We start from the raw sequence: 21200 nt of genomic DNA, 5'->3' as shown, positions 1-21200 counted from the left end.
TCAGGCGGCGCGGCGCAGCAGCTCGCGTACGCGGTCGGCCGTGGCCGCGTCCCGCGCCGCGGTGAACGGCAGGGCGTTGCCGCCCGTGATGCGGAACGGTTCGCCGGTGAGCGTGCGGTGGGCGCCGCCGGCCTCCTCGACCAGGAGCAGGCCCGCCGCGTGGTCCCAGGCCGCCTCCCAGGAGAACGCGGTGGCGTCCAACTCGCCCCGGGCGACGGCGAGATACTCCAGGCCCGCGGAACCGCAGGGGCGCGGTGCGACGCCGTCCGTCCGCAGCCCGAGCAGGGCCCGCTTCTGTTCGTCGGTCGTGTAGTCCGGGTGGGAGGTGGCTATCCGCAGCTCCCGGCCGGCCGCGGGCGATCCCGCGTGGAGCCGCTCACCGTCGAGGAACGCGCCGCGGCCCCGTACCGCGGTGGCGAACTGGTCGAGGGCCGGCGCGTACGTCCAGGAGGCGAGGAGGACGCCGCGGTGGGCGAGCGCGACGAGCGTGCAGAAACCTTGGTCGCCGTGCACGAACTGGCGGGTGCCGTCGACCGGATCGACGATCCACACCGGCGCTTCGCCGCGTATCGCCTCGTACGTCGCCGGGTCGGCGTGGACCGCCTCCTCGCCGACGACGACGGAGCCGGGCAGGAGAGCGGGGAGCACCCCGGTGAGGTAGCGCTCCGCGAGGCGGTCGGCGTCCGTCACCAGGTCGTGCGGCCCGCTCTTCTGGTCGACCTCGTGGTCGGCGAGCCGGCGGAAGCGGGGCAGTATCTCGGTCGCCGCGGCCTCGCGGACCGCGGCCTCCACATCGGCCGCGTGACGGGCGAGGAAGTCTCCCGGCAGGGCTGCCGCGAGGTCCGCGCCGCGGGCTCCCCCACGGTCTTCGTCGATGCCTTCGTCCAGGGGGCACCCCCAGGTCTTCGTGTCTTCGATCATGCCTCCATGAGAGCATGCGGCGCTGACAATCCCCACCGGTCCGGTGTATCGCGGGTGGAATCGAGACGAACAGCCGGTTCCGCCGGTCGGCGGCCCATCGCCCTGCTGCGCACGGTTCGTCCGGACCTCGCCGCGGTCTCCACCGTCACCGCGCGGGCACGGAGCGGGTTGGCACTTCCGCCGCACAGCCAGTCGTGTGACACTGGCGTCCCACAGTGTGGACCCCCCTCCGCACCCCCTCCCCCACGAGAAGTGCGCCGTGCGTCAACTTCCTCTGCCGCTCGCCCTCACCGCGCGGCTGTCCCCGGTCGCCGTGCTCGCCGTGGCCGGCTGGGCGCTGACATCCGGTCCGTACGCCGCGACACCGGCCACGGCACACCAGCCGGAGCAGCGGACGACCGACGAGGCGTCGCCCTCCACGCCGTCCTCGACGGCCGTGCCGAAGGCGTACGCCGCCGCGCCCGCGCCCTGCGGCAGCGTGCCCAAGGCGACCGTCACCTCGCTGGTGCCGGGCGCCAAGCCGGCCGGCAAGGAGATCCCGTCGACGGACCCGAAGCTGCGCCGTACCTGCTCCTGGAACGCGCTCAAGGGGTACGACTACCGCTGGCTCGACGTCTCCTACGAGATCACCGAGTCGAGCAATGCGGCACAGAAGGCGTATGAGAAGCGGGTCTCGGAGAAGTCCGGTGGAGGGGATGTGCCGGGGGTCGGCGACTCCGGCTATTCGGTGGTGAACCTCACCGCCGAGGACAAGCAGGAGACCCGCGAGGGCGTGGTCGTGGTGCACGCCGCCAACGCCCTGGTGATCGTCACCTACAACGGCAGCGACTTCGAGACGAAGAAGGCACCCGCCGCGGACGAGATCAACAAGGGTGCCATCAAGGCGGCGAAGGCGGCCGTGTCCGCGCTGCAGGACGCCACCGCGAAGAGCTGACGGTCCCGCGCGGGGATCCTGTTCCCCGGCCCACGGGTCCGGGCCCCACTCCGGACGGCGGCGTTCGGTGACTCGGTCCTGGCGGGCCGGGTCGTTGCTGATGGTGCCCACCGTGTCGACGACGGTGGCGCCCCGGTCGCCGCCCGGCGTGGTCCAGCCGGTGGTGGCGTTTCGTCGACGTCCCGGGTCAGGGGCCGCGGTTCGGCCGAGCGGCGCGCATTCCGTGCCGCACTCGCCGCCTGGTACGAGGTGACGGGGTCCGGCACCGCCGGCGTCGCCCACCGGGCCGGCAGCGAGGCAGGACACGCCACCGAGGTGTCCGCGGCCTCGCTGCCATGGCGCAGGACCGTCCAGGTCCCGTCGGCGACCTGTGCGGGCCGGCTCAGCCGGTGGGCTCCTCGGGGCGCCGTCCGCGCAGGAGCATCAGCGCCAGGTAGACCGCCATCGATGTCCCCAGGCCCACCGCCCAGCCGTAGTCGGCCAGCGGGGACAGCGCGGGAACGGGCCGGCCGTCGACGAGCGGTTCGAAGTCGGCGCCGCCGATCGCCAGCACGCCGCCCGCCAGGAAGGCCACGACCGCCCGCCAGTTCCAGCCGCCGACGTACCAGTAGCGGCCACCCCTGCGGTACAGGTCGGCGAGATCGAGGCGGGTGCGGCGCAGGATCCAGTAGTCGGCGACGAGGATGCCCGCGACGGTGCCGAGCAGGCCGCCGACCAGACCGAGCCAGGTGAAGATATAGCCCTGCGGGTCGGAGTACAGCTTCCACGGGAAGATCAGCACGGCGAGCACGGCGGTGATCAGCGCGCCCGCGCGGAAACCGACCTTGCGGGGCGCGACGTTGGAGAAGTCGAAGGCCGGCGAGACCAGGTTGGCCGCGATGTTCACGGACAGGGTCGCCACCAGCACGGTGACCAGCGCGTACAGCAGGCCCACCACGTTGTCGGTCTTGGCGGCCAACTGGACCGGGTCCCAGATCGGTTCGCCGTACACCGCCTGCGAGCCGGACGTCACCAGCACGGACAGGAAGGCGAACAGCGTCATGGTGGTGGGCAGTCCGAGGGCCTGGCCCCAGGTCTGTGCCCGCTGGCTCCTGCCGTACCGGGTGAAGTCCGGGATGTTCAGCGACAGGGTGGACCAGAAGCCGATCATGCCCATGAGGGAGGGCCAGAACAGCTTCCAGAAGTCGTCGCCCCAGCCCAGCTCGGACGGCTGGTCGAAGAGCGGGCCGAGACCGCCGGCCCGGTCGCTCATCCACCACAGCATCACGAACGCGCCGACCAGCACGAACGGCGCAGCCCAGTTCTCGAACCGGCGGATGGTCTCCATCCCCCGGTAGATGATGGCCACCTGGATCGCCCAGAAGATCGCGAACGACAGCCACATCGTCCAGGCGTATCCGCCCACCTTCGCGGCGTCGGCCCAGCCGTCGCCGATCAGCTTGCCGGCGAGGAAGTAGATGGCCTCGCCGCCGATCCAGGTCTGGATGCCGAACCAGCCGCAGGCCACCAACGCCCGGACGACGGCAGGCAGGTTGGCGCCGCGCACACCGAAGGAGGCGCGCGCGAAGACCGGGAAGGGAATGCCGTACTTCGGTCCGGCGTGCCCGGTGAGCAGCATCGGGACGAGCACGATCAGATTGGCCAGGGCGATGGTGAACACGGCCTGCTTCCAGTCCATGCCCACCGCGATGAGCCCGGAGGCCAGCGTCCAGGAGGCCGTGTTGTGGGCCATGCCGACCCACAGCGCGGAGAAGTTGTACGTCGTCCAGGTGCGCCTCCCGGCGGGCACCGGCAGCAGGTCCGTGTTGGCGTACCGGCCGCCGGGCTGCGGCGAACCGGGGGCGATCTCCACCCGGCCGTCGGCGAGGGTGACTTGGGACGTCGGCGGTATGGCCGAGGGAGCGGTGTCGGTCATGGGCAGGCCAATCGAGGAGACGGGACGGGAGAGGCCGTGCGGGCGGCGCCGATGGGGGGTGCGCGGGGAGCGCCCTGGCCCCCTTCCGCGTACGGCGGGAAGGGGGAGATCGGGGACGGGGCGGCCGGGCGGGGCCGGTGGTCAGCCGTTGACGGCCGGGATCACCTGGGCGCCGTAGGCGTCGATGACCGCTTCCTGGGCGTCGTGCATGTCGTACACGGCGAACTGGTCGACGCCCAGGTCGCGCAGCGCGCGGAGCTTCTCGACGTGCCGGTCGGCCGGGCCGATCAGGCAGAACCGGTCCACGATCTCGTCGGGCACGAACTGGGTGTCGGGATTGCCGCTGCGCCCGTGGTGGGCGTAGTCGTAGCCCTGGCGGGCCTTGATGTAGTCGGTGAGTGCGTCGGGAACCTGGGCGGAGTGCTCGCCGTACCTGGCGACCAGATCGGCGACGTGGTTGCCGACCATCCCGCCGAACCAGCGGCACTGCTCGCGCGCGTGGGCGAGCGCCTCGGGCGAGTCGTCCGCGGTGACGTACGCCGGTGCCGCGACGCAGACCGTCACCGCGGCGGGGTCGCGCCCGGCGGCGACGGCCGCGTCCTTCACGGCCTTGACCATGTACTCGGTGAGGTAGAGGTCGGCGAGCTGGAGGATGAACCCGTCGGCCTCCGCACCGGTCATCTGCAGCGCCTTGGGGCCGTACGCCGCCATCCACACGGGCAGTTCGGCGCCCGGCCCGACCCACGGGAACCTGACGACGGTGCCGCCGAGGTCGGCCTCCTCGCCCCGCCCCAGCGCCCGGATGACCTTCATGGCCTCGCTGATCCGGGCCAGCGTGTTGGGCTTGCGGCCCGCCACCCGCATCGCCGAGTCGCCGCGGCCGATGCCGCACACGGTGCGGTTGCCGAACATGTCGTTGAGGGTGGCGAAGGTGGAGGCGGTGACCTCCCAGGTGCGGGTGCCCGGGTTGGTGACCATCGGGCCCACCGTCAGCTTCGTGGTGTTCGCCAGGATCTGACTGTAGATCACGAACGGTTCCTGCCAGAGCACCGCGGAGTCGAAGGTCCAGCCGTACGTGAAGCCGTTGCGCTCGGCGCGCTTCGTCAGGCTGACGACACGGGAGGCAGGGGGGTCGGTCTGGAGCACAAGTCCGAAGTCCATGAGCGCCACTCCTAGGTGAGGTACTGACAGGTGGAGCGCGGGGTGTAGACGCCGTGGCCGACGTGTCCGGTGTACTCCCGCTCGGTGACGACGGGTTCGCCGCGCGAGAGCACGGTCTCGACCCGGCCGGTGAGGTGCTTGCCCTCGTAGGCCGAGTAGTCGACGTTCATGTGGTGGGTCCCGGCGGACACGACCTGCTCGGCGTGCGGGTCGTAGACGACGATGTCGGCGTCGGCGCCGGGGACGATGGTGCCCTTCTTCGGGTACAGGCCGAACATCCGCGCCGGGGTGGCGCAGGCGATCTCGATCCAGCGGCGGCGGGAGATGTGCCCGTCGACGACGGCCTGGTGCAGCAGGTCCATGCGGTTCTCGACGCCGGGCATGCCGTTGGGGATCTTCGAGAAGTCGCCCCGGCCCAGGTCCTTCTGGCCCGCGAAACAGAACGGGCAGTGGTCGGTGGAGACGACCTGGAGGTCGTTGGTGCGCAGGCCCTTCCACAGCGCCGCCTGGTGCTCCCGGGGGCGCAGCGGGGTGGAGCAGACGTACTTGGCGCCCTCGAAGCCGGGTTCGGCGAGGTTGTCGGTCGACAGGAACAGGTACTGGGGGCAGGTCTCGCCGAAGACGTTCAGGCCCGCGTCGCGGGCCCTGGTCAGCTCGGCGACCGCCTCCTGCGCGGAGACGTGCACGACGTACAGCGGGGCCCCGGCGACCTGGGCGAGCCGGATGGCGCGGTGGGTGGCCTCGGCCTCCAGCAGTGCCTTGCGGACCTCGCCGTGGTAGCGGGGGTCGGTCTCGCCGCGGGCGAGGGCCTGCTCGACCAGGACGTCGATCGCGATGCCGTTCTCGGCGTGCATCATGATCAGCCCGCCGTTGTCGGCGGCGCGCTGCATGGCGCGCAGGATCTGGCCGTCGTCGCTGTAGAAGACGCCCGGGTAGGCCATGAACTGCTTGAAGGAGGTCACGCCCTCCTCCACCAGCAGGTCCATCTCCTTCAGCGTCTCGGGGTTCACATCGGAGACGATCATGTGGAAGCCGTAGTCGATCGCACAGTTGCCCTCGGCCTTGGCGTGCCAGGCGTCCAGGCCCTCGCGCAGCGAGTGGCCGACGCTCTGGACGGCGAAGTCGACGATCGTCGTCGTGCCGCCCCAGGCGGCGGCCCGGGTGCCGGTCTCGAAGGTGTCCGAGGCGTAGGTGCCGCCGAACGGCATCTCCATGTGGGTGTGGGCGTCGACCCCGCCCGGGACGACGTACTTCCCGGTGGCGTCGATGGTCCGGTCGGCGGTGAAGGCCCCGGCCGCCTCGGTGCCGGCGGCCGCAAGGGCGGCGACACGGCCGTTCTCGATCAGGACGTCGGCGTGGATCTCGTCGGACGCGGTGACGACGAGTCCACCGCGGATGACGGTTCGGCCGGTCATGGGTCCACTCCCTCGCTGGTCAGGTGCGGGTTCGATGGGGCTGCTCGGACCGGCGGAATCACGGTGCCGTCAGCGGCGCGTAGGCGCCCGGGGTGCGGTCGCGGTAGAACTGCCAGCGGTCGCGGACCTCGCGCAGCTTGGCCAGGTCCAGGTCGCGCACGACGAGTTCGGTCTCCTTGTCGCTCGCCACCTCGCCGACGAACTGGGCCTCCGGGTCGACGAAGTACGTCGTCCCGTAGAAGTCGTTGGCGCCGAGGTCCTCGACGCCGACCCGGTTGATCGCGCCGACGAAGTACTCGTTGGCCACCGCCGCGGCCGGCTGCTCCAGCTGCCACAGATAGCGGGACAGGCCGCGCGAGGTGGCCGACGGGTTGAAGACGATCTCGGCACCGCCGAGGCCCAGCGCCCGCCAGCCCTCCGGGAAGTGCCGGTCGTAGCAGATGTAGACGCCGATCCTGCCGACGGCCGTCTCGAAGACCGGCCAGCCGCTGTTCCCCGGGCGGAAGTAGAACTTCTCCCAGAAGCCCTCGACCTGCGGGATGTGGGTCTTGCGGTACTTGCCGAGGTACGAGCCGTCCGCGTCGATCACGGCCGCGGTGTTGTAGAGGACGCCGGGCTGCTCCTCCTCGTACATGGGCAGGACGAGGACGATGCCGCACTCCCGGGCCAGGGCCTGGAAGCGGCGCACGGTCGGGCCCTCGGGGATCCGCTCGGCGTACTCGTAGAACGCCTTGTCCTGGACCTGGCAGAAGTACGGCCCGTAGAACAGCTCCTGGAAGCACAGGACGCGGGCACCCTGCGCGGCCGCGTCGCGGACCGCCTGCTCGTGGACCCGGATCATCGACTCCTTGTCGCCGGTCCAGGCGGTCTGGAAGAGGGCGGCACGGATCACTCTGCTCATCGGGACCTCCGGTCGCTCGGTGTGCGGTGAGCCTAGGAAGTCCTGGGATGCGGATTGAGTGGCAGTGTGTCACGTCTGCGGGGGTGTGGCGTGTCACCGTGTCACGTCGGCTCGAAGCCATGTTTCACCGCCGTTTTCGCAGGTCGTTCCATGTTTCAGCCCTGTTGCGCGTCGTGCGCGAGGAGCGCGATATGCACCGAGGCCGCCTGTTCGAAGTCGTCGAGGTCGAGGCCCAGCCGGGCCTGTATCGCCTCCAGCCGGCGGTAGAGCGCGGGCCGGGAGACATGGTGCAGCTGGGCGGTGCGGGACTTGTTGCGGCCGGTGGCGAGATAGGTCCGCAGCACGTTCAGCAGGTCCCGGTCGGTGCCGCACAGCAGCCCGTCCAGCTCGCGCTCCGCGAAGGACTGCACCTGCGGGTCGTCCCGCAGGAGCCGGATCAGGCCGCGCAGATGGACGTCCCTGAGCCGGACGACGTCGGGGAGGTCGAGCGCGGCGGAGGAGTCGGCGACGGCGTCGGCGACGTGCTGGGCCTCGTGCAGCCCGGCGGGCACCTCGTCCCAGCCGGTCCGCGGCCCGGCCGCGGCGACCACGGTCCGGGTGCGGCCGGACTCGGACCGCAGCCGGGCCGCGAAGTGCGCGGTGAGCGCGTCCGCGTCCTGGTCCCGGGCGAGGCTCAGCAGCACCGCGGTGGCCCCGCCGGCGAGTTCGGCGACGAGCCCGGCGAGCCCCAGCATCCGCAGCACCCGGTCGAGTCCGGCGGGCGTGACGTCCCGCACCACCAGCGGGACGAAGGTCCGCCGGTTGACCGGCAGCCCGGCCGCCCTCGCCCGCGGCAGCAGCTGTCTGGCCGGTACGACCCCGGAGACCAGGTCGGTCAGCAGGCGCTGCGCGGACTGCTCCTCCCAGGAGCGCGCGGAACCGCCGCCGAGCATGCGGTGCAGCACCAGGGCCTCGGCGGCGCGGTCGGCGAGCAGCCGGCCCGCGGCCGTGCCGCCGCGGTACCCGCACAGCACGATCTGCCCCCAGCGCTGTCCGCGCCCGCCCAGCTCGGCCCGGATCCAGCCGTCGCCCTCGGTGCCGCCCGCCTGCCGGGCGATGCGCTCCCAGTCGCGCAGCACGTCGTCCACGGCCGGCCGCTCCCCCGCCGTGGCCAGCACCCGGTGGGCGAGGTTGGTGACGACGACGGGGCAGGCGCTGTGCGCGGCGATCTCGTCGAGCAGGCTCTGCACCGGCGCGCCCGCGGTGATCAGGGCGGTCAGCGCGGTCCGTACCGCCTCCGAGAGGCTGACGGCGGCGAACTTGCGCCGCACCAGCCGGGACTGCACCTCCTCGGTGAGTTCGGCGAAGGGGAACGGCCGGTGCAGCACGACCAGGGGCAGCCCGCACCGCTCGGCGGCCCGGCGCATCACGTCCGGCGGCGCCGGGAACGCCCGGCCGAGGCCGAGCACTACGGCCGCGGCCTCCGCGCGGTACAGGGACCGGATGTACTCGGCCTGCTTGTCCTCGTCGCCCGCGAGCAGCACCCCGGTGGTGAGCACCATCTCCCCGCCGGTGAGCATCACACCGACGTCGGCGGCCTCGGCCACGTGCACCCAGCGCACCGGCCGGTCGAGCTGGGCGGCGCCGGCCACCACCTCGGGCTCCCCGGCCAGGACCCGTTCCAGGGCGAGGACCTGACGGACCGACAGCACAGGTTCCAGGGGTTCCGAGGCGGTGGTCATGGCGTGCTCCCCTTTCCTTCCCTTTTTCCTTCCCTTGTGCCCGGTTCTCCCGCGCCCGGCCGCATGCTGCCGGGCGCGGTGCTACTGGACGCTCCCGAGGGCCCGTTCGAGGATGGCGGCGCCCTCCTCGGCCTCCGGGACGGTCAGCGACAGCGGTGGCGCGATGCGCAGCGCGCTGGTGTTGTGGCCGCCGCCCTTGCCGATCAGCAGCCCGCCCTCGCGGGCCGCCTCCAGGACCGCGGAGGCCGCCTTGGGGTCGGCCTCGTCGGTGCCCGGCCGCACCAGCTCGACGCCGATCATCAGCCCGCGTCCGCGCACCTCGCGCACGCCGGGCAGCTGTGCGGTGACGGCCCGCAGCCGTTCGATGAGCAGCCCGCCGACGCGCCGGGCGTTGCCCTGCAGATCGTGCTCCAGCAGATAGGTGAGGTTGGCCAGGCCGGCCGCCATGGTGACCTGGGTGCCGCCGAACGTCGAAATACTGTTGGCGTCAAGGCAGTTCATGATCTCGGCGCGGGCCACGACCCCGCCGATCGACATGCCGTTGCCGATGCCCTTGGCGAAGGTGACGATGTCGGGCGGGCCGCTGCGGGCGTGCGCCTGCCACCCCCAGAAGTGTTCACCGGTGCGGCCCCAGCCGGTCTGCACCTCGTCGGCGATCCACAGGATGCCGTGCTCCTGGAGGACGTCGCGGAAGGCCGCGTACAGGCCGTCGGGCGGCGAGGTGAAGCCGCCGACGCCCTGGATGGGCTCGGCAATCAGGGCGGCGGGCGGACGGGTGTGGCCGAGGAGGTCCGTCAGGTCATCGACGCAGGCGGCGATGAACTCGGCGTCGTTCAGGTGGGCGTAGGGGCCGCGGGTGCGGACGCCGCCGTGCACGTACAGGGTCTGCAGCGGGGACAGCGAGGTCGGGGACCAGCCGCGGTTGCCGGTGATGCCGACCGCGCTGAACGAGCGGCCGTGGTAGCTGTTGCGCATCGCCAGGACCGTGTTGCTGCGCCGGTGGGCGGTCGCGAGCAGCAGAGCGGTGTCGTTGGCCTCGGTGCCGGACGTGGTGAAGAACACCCTGGCGTCCGGGATCCGCGACAACTGGGCGATCCGCTCGGCGAGTTCGACCATCGGCCGGTTGAGGTAGAGGGTCGAGGAGTGGATGATCCGCCCGGCCTGCTCGCTGACCGCCTTGGTCACCTCGGGCAGTGCGTGGGCGGTCATCGTGGTGAGGATGCCGCCGAAGAAGTCGAGGTACCGGTTGCCGTTCGCGTCCCAGACGTGGCGTCCCTCGCCGTGGGTGATCTCCAGCGGGTCCTCGTAGTAGAGGGCGAGCCAGTCGGGCAGGACGTTGCGGTGGCGGGCGTAGAGGTCGTTCACGGCTGCACCAGCCCTTCGTAGGCGTCGGGGCGGCGGTCGCGGTAGAACGCCCACTGCTGCCGCACTTCTTCGATGAGGTCGAGATCGAGATCGCGGACGAGGAGTTCCTCGTCCTTGTCGCCGGCGACGTCGCCGACGAACTGGCCGCGCGGGTCGACGAAGTAGCTCGTCCCGTAGAAGTCGTTGTCCCCGTACTCCTCCTGCCCGACCCGGTTGATGGCGGCGATGAAGTACTCGTTGGCGACCGCCGCCGCGGGCTGCTCCAGCTGCCACAGATGGGCCGAGAGACCGCGCGAGGTGGCCGACGGGTTGTACACCAACTGGGCTCCGTTGAGACCCAGTTGGCGCCAGCCCTCGGGGAAGTGCCGGTCGTAGCAGATATAGACGCCGACCTTGCCGACGGCGGTGTCGAAGACGGGCCAGCCGGCGTTGCCCGGCTTGAAGTAGTACTTCTCCCAGAAGCCCTTGAGCTGCGGGATGTGGTGCTTGCGGTACTTGCCGAGGTACGAGCCGTCCGCGTCGATCACGGCCGCGGTGTTGTAGTAGAAGCCGGACCGCTCGACCTCGAAGACGGGCACGACGATCACCATGCCGGTCTCCCTGGCCAGCTCCTGCATGCGACGCACGGTCGGCCCGTCCGGCACCGGCTCGGCCCAGCGGTAGTGCTCGGGCTCCTGGACCTGGCAGAAGTAGGGGGCGTTGAAGACCTCCTGGAAGCCGATGATCCGGGCTCCCCGGCGGGCCGCCTCACGGGCGTGCTCCTCGTGTTTCGCCACCATGGACTCGGTGTCGCCGGTCCAGGTGGCCTGGACCAGAGCGGCGCGTACGACGTCGGCCATGAGCTGCTCCTTCGACGGGACGTCAGAGCCTCTACGCCCGTAGAACCAGGCGGTAGAGGGACGAACGTAAGCCTCCGGGACGGGCTTGCCAAGACCATCGTCGTGAACCCGCGGAGTCGATCATGTTTCACACTCCAGTGGGTGAGCGGCCGGGCCGGTCAGGCGGCGAATCCGGCCACGCGCAGGGCGTGCACCAGGTCCCAGTGTCGCTCCTCCGAGACGCCCCGCGCGGCCTCCAGCAGGAGCGGCACGAGGCGTTGCGGGTCGGCGGCGGCGCTGCGGGCCGCCTCCTCGGGGGTGCGGACCCGGACGTACGCGTCGAGCAGGGCCCGCACCTCGCGGGCGCGCCCCTCGGCCGTCAGCCCGAGCACCGCCGTGCCGATCTCCTCGGCGGGCCGTACGACGCCCTGGCGCAGGATCTGCCGCCCGTCGCCGGTCCGTCCCGCCGCGACGAGCGCGTCGGCCGCGGCGACCAGGCGGTCGGCGGGCAGCGAGGCGGCCTCCCACAGCAGGGTGGCCCAGTCGGCGCCGAGCCCGCCGCGCTGCAGTTCGGCGGCGAGCAGCGGGAGCCGGGCGGGGGGCCACTGCGCGGCCTCGACCAGCAGGGCGTGCGCCTCGCCGGTGCGGCCCTCGCGGCGCAGCCGCTCCAGCGTCCGTACGGCGCCGGCGACGGCCGGTGCCGCCTGGGTGTCCGTGGGCTCCCCCCGCGGTTCCGGCGGTTCGGGCGCCCCGGCGGCTCCGGCGAACCGGGCCCCGCGCAGGGTGCGGCGCCCGGCGGGGGCCGTCGCGGGCAGGGCCGGCCCGGCGGGGGGTACGGGGGCGGGCCCGGCGTCGTCCTCGGCCATCCCGGCGAACCGGGCACTGCCGCGCCGTCGCTTGCGCTGTTTGCCGGAGGACGCGGCGGAGGGCACCCCGGGATCGCCCTGCCCACCGACCGCGGTGGCATCACGCCCCTCCGAGGCATCCGGGACGACGGAGCCCGAGGCACCACCGCTCCCAACGACCCCATGGGAACCTACGGCTCCACCCGACCCCACAGCACCAGCGCCCCCAGGGCGCCGCCCATCCGCCGGTGCGCCACCCGGACGCCGGGCCCGGTCAGCGTCCGCCCCCGGGAAACCCGCCGCTGCCGGGCCACCCACCAGGTGTCCCGGTGCCACGCCGTCACCCCATGACCCCGCGCCACCACCGCCACCCACAGCACCAGAGCCCCCAGGGGGCCGCCCGCCCGCCGGTGCGCCACCCGGGCGCCGGGCCCGGTCGGGGTCCGCCCCCGGGAAACCCGCCACTGCCGGGCCGCTCGCCGAGTGTCCCGGCGCCGCGCCATCACCCCGCGCCCCCGGAGGGAAGTCGTCGCCGATCCGGAGCACACCGCCGTCGGCGTCGCGCCGGGGCGGGTGGGTGTCCCGGCCCCGGCCGGCGGCGTCGAGTCGGTCCAACTCGGCCATGCGCTGGCGCAGTTCGGCGCACCGTGCGGTCGCCCGCTCGTGGTCGTCGCGGGCCCAGGCGAGGTCGTGACGGAGGGCGTGCGCGGCTTCGGCGGTGGTGGCGGCGGCGAGCAACCGGCCCAGCTCGCCCTGCCGTTCGGCGGCGTACCGCTGCTCGCGGAGCATCACGTCGAGGCGGTCGCCGAGCAGGTCCCGGGCGCCCGGCCGGGCGTCGTACGCGGTGAGCGCGGCCGAGTACAGATGCCGGGCGCGTTCCCGTTCCGCACCGGCGGTGTCCGGGCCGTAGCCCGCCGCCAGGTCCTGCAGCAGCGCCTCCACCACGTCCCACGGCGGGATCTCGCGCCCGTCGAGACAGGCCCGCATACCGTCCGGGTCCCGTTGCCAGAAGACCGCGCACCAGCCGCCGCGCCGATCGAGGCGCGCCAGAAGACCATCCAGGTAGCTCGCGAACTCCCGCACCGTGCCTGGGAGCTGATCCACTGCCATCGCCCAACTCCCGCCAGACCGGAACACTCCGGTCCGTAGAAAACACCAGCCGTGTTACGCCACCGCTACAGGGAGTTTTCCGTGCGCGTGCGACCGCCCGCGGCCACGGGCCGCCCACCGCGCCCGGAAAAGACACCCGGTCGACCCACCCAAACCGACGACCAGGCATCTTTTCCGGCCCTTGACCGCGATCAGGCAATCCCTTGACCCGTTGATTGCCTGCGCCTCAGGGCGAGCGCGGCGACGGTGAAGAAGGCGAGGGGCGGCGCCCGCCCGGTCCCGGCACGTCGATCGACGCGATGCACGCGGCGGGCCCGATCGTCGGGCAGGCGCTGACGGCCGTACGGGAGGAGGCCCGCGCCGGCGTCAGCCTGCTGGAGCTGGACGAGGTGGCGCCCCCTTCCCCGCGGTGATCCACGCCTCCGTCGACGATGCGATCGTGCACGGCATCCCCGGCCGCTACCGGCTGCGCGACGGCGATCTGGTCTCCATCGGCTGCGGCGCCGAACCGGCGGGCTGGGCCGGCGACTCCGCGATCAGTTGCACCGTGGGCCGGCCCCGGCCCACGGACGTCCGGCTGATCGAGACCGCCGAGCGCGCACTGGCGGCGGGCATCACGGCGGCCGCCGTCGGCAACCGCATCGGCGCCATCGGGCCGGGGGCTCCCCCTGCGGCACGGCGTGGTCCTGGCGATCGAGCCCATGCTGATCGGCGGGGGGGCGGCGACGGCTACCACGCAGCCCCCGACGGCTGGACCCTGCGCACGAACGACGGCTCGCGCGCGACCCACGCGGAGCACACGGTGGCCGTCACCGAATCGGGGCCCCGCATCCTCACCGAACGCTGACGGTGCCTTCGCCGTCGTCACCCGGACGGCTGGACATGCCTCGCCTCGGCGAACGTGCCATCGTGGTGTTGGCCCAGATGTCCGACACTTTGCTGAACGGAACGCCATGACCAGCGGCTTCACGGGGCCGGAAGGACACGGCCCGGACCCCTTCGGTGAATTCCTCTCCCGCTTCTTCGGCGGCGGCCAGCATCCCGGCCCCCGTCAGGTGGACATCGGCCGGCTGCTCAGCCAGCCGGCCAGGGAACTGGTGAAAGGCGCCGCCCAGTACGCCGCCGAGCACGGCAGCCGCGATCTGGACACCCAGCATCTGCTGCGCGCGGCCCTCGCCACCGAACCCACCCGGAGCCTGCTCAGCCGGGCCGGCACCGACCCCGACACGCTCGCGACGGAGATCGACCAGCGCTCCGGTCCCCTCCAGCACCCGCCGGGCGAGGCGCCGCCGCCGACCTCGCTCTCCCTCACCCCCGCGGTCAAGCGGGCGCTGCTGGACGCGCACGACATGGCCCGGTCGAGCGGCGCCGGATACATCGGCCCTGAGCATGTGCTCGGCGCGCTCGCCGCGAACCCGGACTCGGCCGCCGGGCACATCCTGAGCGCGGCCCGGTTCGCGGCCGGCGGCCTGCCACCGGACGCCGCCGAGGCGCCGCCGCGCACCGGCACCGAACGGCAGCGGCCCCCGGCCACCCCCACCCTGGACAAGTACGGCCGCGACCTGACAGAGCTGGCCCGCCAGGGGCGCGTCGACCCCGTCATCGGACGGGACGACGAGATCGAGCAGACCATCGAGGTGCTCTCCCGGCGCGGCAAGAACAACCCGGTGCTGATCGGCGACGCCGGCGTGGGCAAGACGGCGATCGTGGAGGGACTGGCGCAGCGGATCATCGACGGGGACGTGCCCGACGTCCTCGTCGGGCGCCGGGTCGTCACGCTGGACCTGACCGGCGTGGTCGCGGGCACCCGCTTCCGCGGGGACTTCGAGGAGCGGCTGAACAACATCGTCACCGAGATCAGGGCGCACTCCGACCGGCTGATCGTCTTCCTCGACGAGCTGCACACCGTCGTGGGCACGGGGTCCGGCGGCGAGGGCGGCGCGCTGGACGCGGGCAACATCCTCAAGCCCGCGCTGGCCCGCGGCGAACTGCACGTCGTGGGCGCGACCACGCTGGAGGAGTACCGCAGGATCGAGAAGGACGCGGCGCTGGCCCGCCGGTTCCAGCCGATCCTGGTGCCCGAGCCGACCGTCCCCGACACCATCGAGATCCTGCGCGGGCTGCGCGACCGTTACGAGGCCCACCACCAGGTCCGCTACACCGACGAGGCGCTGGTCGCCGCCGTGGAGCTGTCCGACCGCTATCTCCCCGACCGGCGGCTGCCGGACAAGGCGATCGACCTGATCGACCAGGCGGGCGCCCGGGTGCGGCTCGGTGCCCGGACCAAGGGCACGGACGTGCGCGCCATGGAACGCGAGGTCGAGCAGCTGGTGCGGGACAAGGACCAGGCGGTCGCGGACGAGCAGTACGAGCAGGCCATGCAGTTGCGCGACCGTATCTCCGCGCTGAAGGGACGGATCTCCGAGACCACCGGCGACGACAGGGCCGACGAGGGGCAGGACCTGGAGGTGACGGCGGAGGCCATCGCCGAGGTGGTGTCCCGGCTCACCCACATCCCGGTCAGCAGGCTGACCCAGGAGGAGAAGGAGCGGCTGCTCGGCCTGGAGGAGCATCTGCACGAGCGGGTGATCGGCCAGGACGAGGCGGTCGCCGTGGTCGCGGAGGCCGTGCTGCGCTCCCGCGCCGGGCTCGCCAGCCCGGACCGGCCGATCGGCAGCTTCCTGTTCCTCGGCCCGACCGGCGTCGGCAAGACGGAGCTGGCCCGGGCGCTCGCGGAGGTCCTGTTCGGCAGCGAGGACCGGATAGTGCGGCTTGACATGAGCGAGTACCAGGAGCGGCACACGGTGTCCCGGCTGGTGGGCGCGCCGCCCGGGTACGTCGGCCACGAGGAGGCCGGTCAGCTCACCGAGGTGGTGCGCCGGCACCCGTACTCGCTGCTGCTGCTCGACGAGGTGGAGAAGGCGCACCCGGACGTCTTCAACATCCTGCTCCAGGTCCTCGACGACGGGCGGCTGACCGACGCGCAGGGCCGCACGGTGGACTTCACCAACACGGTCATCGTGATGACGAGCAACCTGGGCTCCGATGCGATCGGCCGGCGCGGCGCGGGCATCGGGTTCGGCGCGGGCGGCGCGGAGGCGGACGAGGAGGCCAGGCGGGAGCAGATCCTGCGCCCGCTGCGCGAGCACTTCCGGCCGGAGTTCCTCAACCGCATCGACGAGATCGTGGTGTTCCGCCGGCTCACCGCCGAGCAACTACGGCAGATCACCGACCTGTTGCTGGAGCGCACCCGGCGGCTGCTGCAGGCGCAGGGGGTCACCGTCGATTTCACCGACGCGGCCGTCGGCTGGCTCGCGGAGCGCGGTCACCAGCCCGAGTACGGCGCCCGCCCGCTGCGCCGCACCATCCAGCGCGAGGTCGACAACCGCATCTCCCGGCTCCTCCTGGACGGCCGCCTCCCGGAAGGCAGCCGCGTCGAGGTGGACGCCCCGGACGACCGGCTGACCTTCCGGACGGAGGGACCGCCGGCCGCAGGTCGACCGACGCCGCCGGGCGGCGCGGAGACCGCACCGCGACCGCCCGCTCCCGGCGGCTGACCGGCACCGCCGCGGCGGTCACCGGGCCGGGTCGACCACCATGGCCGAGCCGCCGCCCCTGCGTACCGTCTCCGCCGCGGCCAGCCACGCGCCGTTCGGGAGGCGTTGCACGCCCGTTGCCGCGCCGATCTCGGGATTGCGCGAGAAGGCGTGCCCGATGGCTTCGAGCCTGGTCCGCAGGTTGCTGTCGTACAGGCCGGGTTCGAGTTCGGTCCTGGCCGCGTTGCGCTGGCTGGCGCGGGGCGCGGCGATCGCGTCGACCAGCGGCAGATGCCGGTCGAGGAACCCGGTCAGGGTCTGCAGCACGGTCGTGATGATGGTCGCGCCGCCGGGCGACCCGAGCGCCACCACCGGCCTGCCGTGCCGGTCGAGCACGATCGTCGGCGAGATCGACGACCGCGGGCGCTTGCCGGGACCGGGCAGATTCGGGTCGTGCACGGCCGGGTTTGCCGGGGCGAAGGAGAAGTCGGTCAGCTCGTTGTTGAGGATGAATCCCCGGCCGGGCACGGTGATCGCGCTGCCGCCGGTCTGCTCGATGGTGAGCGTGTAGGAGACGACGTTGCCCCACTTGTCGGCGACCGTGAGGTGGGTGGTGTTCTCGCCCTCGTAGGTCGTCGGGGCCGCCGTGCCCCCGGTGGAGCAGGCCGCCGGGTGGCGCGGGTCGCCGGGCGCGACCGGGCTGGTCAGCACCGCGTCGTCCTTGATCAGGCAGGCGCGCGAGTCGGCGTACGACTGCGACAGCAGCTGCCGCGTCGGTACGTCCTCGAAGGCGGGGTCGCCGACCCAGCGCCCGCGGTCCGCGAACGCGATCCGGCTCGCCTCGATGAAGCGGTGCAGATACTGCGCGTCGGTCGCCTTCGAGAGGTCGGTCTTCTCAAGGATGTTGAGGGCCTCGCCGACCGTGGTGCCACCCGAGGACGAGGGCGCGATCGAGTAGACGTCGAGCCCGCGGTACGACGTCTTCGTGGGCGCCTGGAGCTTGGCGCGGTAGCCGGCGAGATCCTTGACGGACAGCTTGCCGGGGCGCGCGTTCCAGCCCGAACCGGGGTCCACCGGCGGGTTGTTGACGGTGGAGACGATCTCCTTGCCGAGGTCGCCGCGGTAGAGCGCACCGACGCCCTTGCGGCCCAGCTCCTGGTAGGTGCGGGCCAGATCGGGGTTCTTGAAGGTGGAGCCGACGACCGGCAGCTGCCCGTTCGGCAGGAACAGCTCGGCGGTGTCCGGGAAGTGACGGAACCGGGTCTCGTTGGCCGCCGTCTGCGAGCGGAACGTGTCGTCGACGGTGAAGCCGGCGCGGGCGAGCCGCTCGGCGGGCTTGAGCACCGTGCCCAGCTTCTGGCTGCCCCAGGTGTCCAGGGCCGTCTGCCAGGTGGCGGGCGTGCCCGGCGTGCCGACGCTCAGTCCGCTGCTGACGGCGTCGGCGAAGGCGAGGGGGCTGCCGTTCTCCAGGAACAGGTCGGGGCCGGCGCTGAGCGGCGCGGTCTCCCGGCCGTCGATGGTGTGCACGGCGTGGGACCTGGCGTCGTAGTAGACGAAGTAGCCGCCCCCGCCGACGCCGGCGGAGTACGGCTCGGTGACCCCCAGGGCGGCGGCCGTGGCGACGGCGGCGTCGACCGCGTTGCCGCCCTTCCTCAGGACCTCGATGCCGGCGGCCGAGGCGTCCGCGTCGACGCTGGCGACCGCGCCGCCGTGGCCGACGGCCACGGGGACCTTCCGCGGGGTGGTGCTCGTGGCGCCGGGCGGCGCGGCCGCCCCCACGGACACCACGGCGGCCGAGACCGCAAGGACCGACAGTTTCCGCGCGACAGGGCGACGCATTCGCACCTCCAGCGAGTGACCGTCCGCGCAGCTTAATCCAACGGCATGTCCCCGTCAGGACCGTCTCGAACACCGGTTTGCCTTCGCCCGCTAGCATGCGCGCCCATGAGTGACGACCTGCGCAACATCATCCTGGGCCTGGTGGCCGCCGGCATCAGCGCCGGCATCGGCTGGCTGGCCCGCACCGCGCTGTGGAAGCGCAAGCTGCGACGCAAGCAGGCGTTCTTCGGGCTTCCGGAGAACGCGGAGTCGCTGCTCGTCGTCAACCGCGACCCGGCGACCTCCGAGCCGGCGGTCCACCGCTTCGACGTCTTCGCGCTGCTGGAGCTGGCCGCGCTGATCAAGGACTGCGGCGCGCATCTGCAGATGGTGACCCAGGACAACGTCCAGCAGGGCTTCGGCGAACGCACCGAATTCTGCGTGGGCGGTCCGGGTTCGAACCGGCGCATGCTGGCCCACATGACGGCGATGCTACCCGGGGTACGGGTGAACATCGACCCGGAGCCGGGTCCGGAACGCGGTGCCTTCCAGATCGGCAGCGAGCGTTACCGTCTGGAGTCGGGTGTCACGGAATATGTGCTGCTGGCCCGGCTGACCGCCGGCGAGCGACGCGAGGCACGCCCGGTGTTCCTGTTCTGCGGCCAGCGCGCGATCACCAACCAGGCCGCGACCCGCTATCTCGCCCGCAACCACGAGCGGCTGGCCCGCAAGCACGGCGCGAACTCGTTCGTGCTGCTGCTGAAGGTGGTCAACTCGCAGGCGTACGGCCCGGACGTGGTCGAGCTGGTCGCCGATGTGACCCGGACCGCGCAGGCACCGCTGCCGACGCCGTCGGAGACACCACGCTCGCACCGGGCCTAGGGTCTTTCGTTTGGATCAGGCCGGATCAGGGAGCGGGGTCTGGTGCCGTGGATCGCAAGGCGGAGGAGGGCGGCAGGGCGGAGCCCTGACAACCGACGACAACGCCGCGAGGCGCGGTGCCAGGGCCCGCGAGCCCGGCATGATCCAAACGAGAGGCCCTAGGTGTTCTGACCGGTCCGGTGTTCCCGGGGCCCGGGAGCAACCCGTCCGGCGCGCAGCTGACCTTCTGCTCGCCCGCGGACGCCCCGTTCTGCGGGTGCGCACCGCCGCGCGAGCAGTGATCTCCGGCTGCCGCCGGGCGGGCCTGGCCCCGTGAGCCGCTGCCCCCTACGGTCTCCGTGCGGTGGGGGGACCACCACCGGGCAGCAGCGTCCCCGGTCCGGCCGCGGCGACGTCCACGGCCTCGGTCTTGGGACTGCGCTGCTCACGCCGGGACACCCAGCCGGCGAACCACGAGAGCAGCACACACATCCCGATGTAGATCGGCGAGATCACCATCACCACGGGGATGAACGGCAAATCGTAGTCGAGGTTGGACGCGATCAGCTTCCCGGCATGGAGGAACTCCTCATAGGTGATGAGATAGCCGAGCGAGGTGTCCTTCAGGGCCACCACCAACTGGCTGATGATGGCGGGCAGCATCGCCCGCACGGCCTGGGGCACGAGTACGTACGACATGACCTGGGTCTTGCGCATGCCCAGCGCGAACGCGGCCTCCTTCTGGCCGCGTTCGACGGCGTTCACACCGGAGCGGAACACCTCGGCGAGCACGGACCCGTTGTAGAGCGTGAGTCCGGCGACCAGGGCGGGCAGCGGCTGCACCTTGAGCGCCACGAAGATGAAGAAGATCATCACCAGCACGGGCATCGCCCGGAAGAACTCGACGACGACCGTGGCGGGCAGGCGCACCGCCCGGTGGTCGGACAGCCGCCCGGCGGCCAGCGCCCCGCCGAGTGCCAGCGACAGGACCGCCGCCAGCGCGAAGGCCTTGAGGGTGTTGCCCAGTCCGCGCAGCAGCAGTTCCTGGATGCCCTGGTACGCGAAGGGCAGCCACTTCGTGTGGCCGAACTGCCCAGTGGTCGACAGGAGGGCGACGAGCCAGCCGAGCAGGCCGAGGATCACCGCGACGGCCAGCACCCCGTAGGCGCGGTGGCGCTGTCTGGTCCGCGGCCCTGGGATGTCGTAGAGCGCGGTGGCCTGGCTCATCGGGCCACCCCCCACGTGCGCTCCAGCAGGTTGAACAGGGCGCTGATGGCGAGCGTGACGACGAGGTAGCCGACGGCGATCCAGACGAAGGTCCAGACGACGTCGTAGCCGAGTTCGCCGAGCGTCTTGTACGTGCCGAGCAGCTCGGTGACGCTGAACGCGCCCGCGATGGCCGAGTTCTTGGCCAGCGCGATGAGGGTGGAGCCGACCGGCGGGATCACCGACCGGAAGGCCTGCGGCAGCACCACCAGACCGAGGGTCTGGCCGAAGGTCATGCCGAGGCTGCGGGCCGCCTCGCCCTGGCCCTTGGGCACGGTGTTGATACCGGCGCGCAGCGCCTCGCAGATGAACGCGGACGTGTAGCAGCCGAGCGCGAGGACCGCGAACACCTGGAAGGGCAGCACGAGTCCGAAGCGGGGCAGGCCGAGCAGCACCGCGAAGAACAGCAGGGTCAGCGGGGTGTTGCGCAGCACGGTCACCCAGGCCGCGCCGACGGCGCGCAGCGCCGCGACCGGTGCGACCCGGAAGGACGCCATGACGAAGCCCAGGACGAGGGCCAGCACCGAGGCGTAGACGGTGAGTTGGAGTGTGCCGAGGAAGCCCTGGGCATAGGTGGAGAAATTGTCTGTCAGTACGTTCAAGCTGTCCTCGT

15 protein-coding genes and 1 pseudogene are annotated in these 21200 nt (G+C 72.3%); 4 read left to right on the top strand and 12 right to left on the bottom strand.

Annotation, left to right across the window (positions count from 1 at the left end):
* Entirely contained in the window at positions 1-921 is a 921-nt protein-coding gene (locus CTZ28_RS39160) for an inositol monophosphatase family protein (RefSeq protein WP_121894531.1), read from the bottom strand.
* A gap of 259 nt (positions 922-1180) precedes the next feature.
* On the opposite strand from CTZ28_RS39160, the gene CTZ28_RS39155 reads away from it, so the two are divergent.
* A complete protein-coding gene (locus CTZ28_RS39155) occupies positions 1181-1855 on the top strand; it encodes a hypothetical protein (RefSeq protein WP_121894530.1) in 675 nt (224 codons plus the stop codon).
* A gap of 382 nt (positions 1856-2237) precedes the next feature.
* Here the strand turns inward: CTZ28_RS39155 and CTZ28_RS39150 are convergent, their stop codons facing one another.
* From CTZ28_RS39150 to CTZ28_RS47450, 8 genes are all read right to left on the bottom strand, one after another.
* Positions 2238-3770, bottom strand: a complete 1533-nt coding sequence (locus CTZ28_RS39150; RefSeq protein ID WP_121894529.1) for an NCS1 family nucleobase:cation symporter-1 — start codon at positions 3768-3770, stop codon at positions 2238-2240.
* Between the two features lie 141 nt (positions 3771-3911).
* Complete coding sequence (locus CTZ28_RS39145; RefSeq protein WP_121894528.1) at positions 3912-4931, bottom strand: TIGR03842 family LLM class F420-dependent oxidoreductase; 1020 nt, start codon at positions 4929-4931, stop codon at positions 3912-3914.
* 11 nt (positions 4932-4942) lie between these two features.
* Positions 4943-6346 carry a dihydropyrimidinase gene (gene hydA / locus CTZ28_RS39140; protein WP_121894527.1) on the bottom strand — a complete coding sequence of 468 codons (1404 nt, stop codon included), beginning with the start codon at positions 6344-6346 and terminating at the stop codon, positions 4943-4945.
* A gap of 58 nt (positions 6347-6404) precedes the next feature.
* Positions 6405-7247: a nitrilase-related carbon-nitrogen hydrolase gene (locus CTZ28_RS39135; RefSeq protein ID WP_121894526.1), complete on the bottom strand. Its 843-nt coding sequence runs from the start codon at positions 7245-7247 to the stop codon at positions 6405-6407.
* Between the two features lie 155 nt (positions 7248-7402).
* Positions 7403-8968, bottom strand: coding sequence for a PucR family transcriptional regulator (locus tag CTZ28_RS39130; protein WP_121894525.1), 1566 nt, complete (start codon positions 8966-8968; stop codon positions 7403-7405).
* 81 nt (positions 8969-9049) lie between these two features.
* A complete protein-coding gene (locus tag CTZ28_RS39125) occupies positions 9050-10333 on the bottom strand; it encodes an aspartate aminotransferase family protein (RefSeq protein WP_121894524.1) in 1284 nt (427 codons plus the stop codon).
* Positions 10330-11172: a nitrilase-related carbon-nitrogen hydrolase gene (locus CTZ28_RS39120; protein WP_121894523.1), complete on the bottom strand. Its 843-nt coding sequence runs from the start codon at positions 11170-11172 to the stop codon at positions 10330-10332. Before CTZ28_RS39120 ends, CTZ28_RS39125 begins: the two co-directional genes overlap by 4 nt.
* A gap of 158 nt (positions 11173-11330) precedes the next feature.
* A complete protein-coding gene (locus CTZ28_RS47450) occupies positions 11331-13106 on the bottom strand; it encodes a hypothetical protein (protein WP_183154812.1) in 1776 nt (591 codons plus the stop codon).
* A 299-nt stretch (positions 13107-13405) separates the two neighbouring features.
* Between CTZ28_RS47450 and CTZ28_RS39105 the strand changes: the two are divergent.
* Together CTZ28_RS39105 and CTZ28_RS39100 are read left to right on the top strand one after the other, a co-directional pair.
* Positions 13406-13953, top strand: a pseudogene (locus tag CTZ28_RS39105) (M24 family metallopeptidase).
* Positions 13954-14059: 106 nt separating this feature from the next.
* Positions 14060-16663 carry an ATP-dependent Clp protease ATP-binding subunit gene (locus CTZ28_RS39100; protein WP_121894521.1) on the top strand — a complete coding sequence of 868 codons (2604 nt, stop codon included), beginning with the start codon at positions 14060-14062 and terminating at the stop codon, positions 16661-16663.
* An 18-nt stretch (positions 16664-16681) separates the two neighbouring features.
* Here CTZ28_RS39100 and ggt read toward each other — a convergent pair whose 3' ends face one another.
* Entirely contained in the window at positions 16682-18481 is a 1800-nt protein-coding gene (gene ggt / locus CTZ28_RS39095; protein WP_121894520.1) for a gamma-glutamyltransferase, read from the bottom strand.
* A 105-nt stretch (positions 18482-18586) separates the two neighbouring features.
* Here ggt and CTZ28_RS39090 point away from each other — a divergent pair, with 105 nt between their 5' ends.
* Positions 18587-19342 carry a hypothetical protein gene (locus CTZ28_RS39090; RefSeq protein WP_121894519.1) on the top strand — a complete coding sequence of 252 codons (756 nt, stop codon included), beginning with the start codon at positions 18587-18589 and terminating at the stop codon, positions 19340-19342.
* Between the two features lie 327 nt (positions 19343-19669).
* On the opposite strand, the gene CTZ28_RS39080 is transcribed toward CTZ28_RS39090, so the two are convergent.
* Both CTZ28_RS39080 and CTZ28_RS39075 read right to left on the bottom strand, forming a co-directional pair.
* Positions 19670-20548 (bottom strand): amino acid ABC transporter permease, encoded by an 879-nt coding sequence (locus CTZ28_RS39080; RefSeq protein ID WP_121894518.1) that lies wholly within the window; start codon positions 20546-20548, stop codon positions 19670-19672.
* On the bottom strand, positions 20545-21189 hold the full coding sequence (locus tag CTZ28_RS39075) for an amino acid ABC transporter permease (RefSeq protein ID WP_121894517.1): 645 nt from the start codon (positions 21187-21189) through the stop codon (positions 20545-20547). The genes CTZ28_RS39080 and CTZ28_RS39075 overlap by 4 nt, the downstream gene beginning before the upstream one ends.
* Between the last annotated feature and the right edge of the window lie 11 nt (positions 21190-21200).

The sequence above is a fragment of the Streptomyces shenzhenensis genome, from assembly GCF_003688995.1.
Lineage (GTDB): Bacteria > Actinomycetota > Actinomycetes > Streptomycetales > Streptomycetaceae > Streptomyces > Streptomyces shenzhenensis_A.
The sequence above is the reverse complement of the archived record's forward strand: the minus strand, read 5'-3'. Positions and strand labels throughout refer to the sequence as shown.

Excerpts from the sequence above, each read along its gene's own strand:
- CTZ28_RS39160 (WP_121894531.1), bottom strand. The coding sequence starts at position 921 with ATGATCGAAGACACGAAGACCTGGGGGTGCCCCCTGGACGAAGGCATC.
- CTZ28_RS39150 (WP_121894529.1), bottom strand. The coding sequence starts at position 3,770 with ATGACCGACACCGCTCCCTCGGCCATACCGCCGACGTCCCAAGTCACC.
- CTZ28_RS39145 (WP_121894528.1), bottom strand. The coding sequence starts at position 4,931 with ATGGACTTCGGACTTGTGCTCCAGACCGACCCCCCTGCCTCCCGTGTC.
- hydA (WP_121894527.1), bottom strand. The coding sequence starts at position 6,346 with ATGACCGGCCGAACCGTCATCCGCGGTGGACTCGTCGTCACCGCGTCC.
- CTZ28_RS39135 (WP_121894526.1), bottom strand. The coding sequence starts at position 7,247 with ATGAGCAGAGTGATCCGTGCCGCCCTCTTCCAGACCGCCTGGACCGGC.
- CTZ28_RS39130 (WP_121894525.1), bottom strand. The coding sequence starts at position 8,968 with ATGACCACCGCCTCGGAACCCCTGGAACCTGTGCTGTCGGTCCGTCAG.
- CTZ28_RS39120 (WP_121894523.1), bottom strand. The coding sequence starts at position 11,172 with ATGGCCGACGTCGTACGCGCCGCTCTGGTCCAGGCCACCTGGACCGGC.
- CTZ28_RS47450 (WP_183154812.1), bottom strand. The coding sequence starts at position 13,106 with ATGGCAGTGGATCAGCTCCCAGGCACGGTGCGGGAGTTCGCGAGCTAC.
- CTZ28_RS39100 (WP_121894521.1), top strand. The coding sequence starts at position 14,060 with ATGACCAGCGGCTTCACGGGGCCGGAAGGACACGGCCCGGACCCCTTC.
- ggt (WP_121894520.1), bottom strand. The coding sequence starts at position 18,481 with ATGCGTCGCCCTGTCGCGCGGAAACTGTCGGTCCTTGCGGTCTCGGCC.
- CTZ28_RS39090 (WP_121894519.1), top strand. The coding sequence starts at position 18,587 with ATGAGTGACGACCTGCGCAACATCATCCTGGGCCTGGTGGCCGCCGGC.
- CTZ28_RS39080 (WP_121894518.1), bottom strand. The coding sequence starts at position 20,548 with ATGAGCCAGGCCACCGCGCTCTACGACATCCCAGGGCCGCGGACCAGA.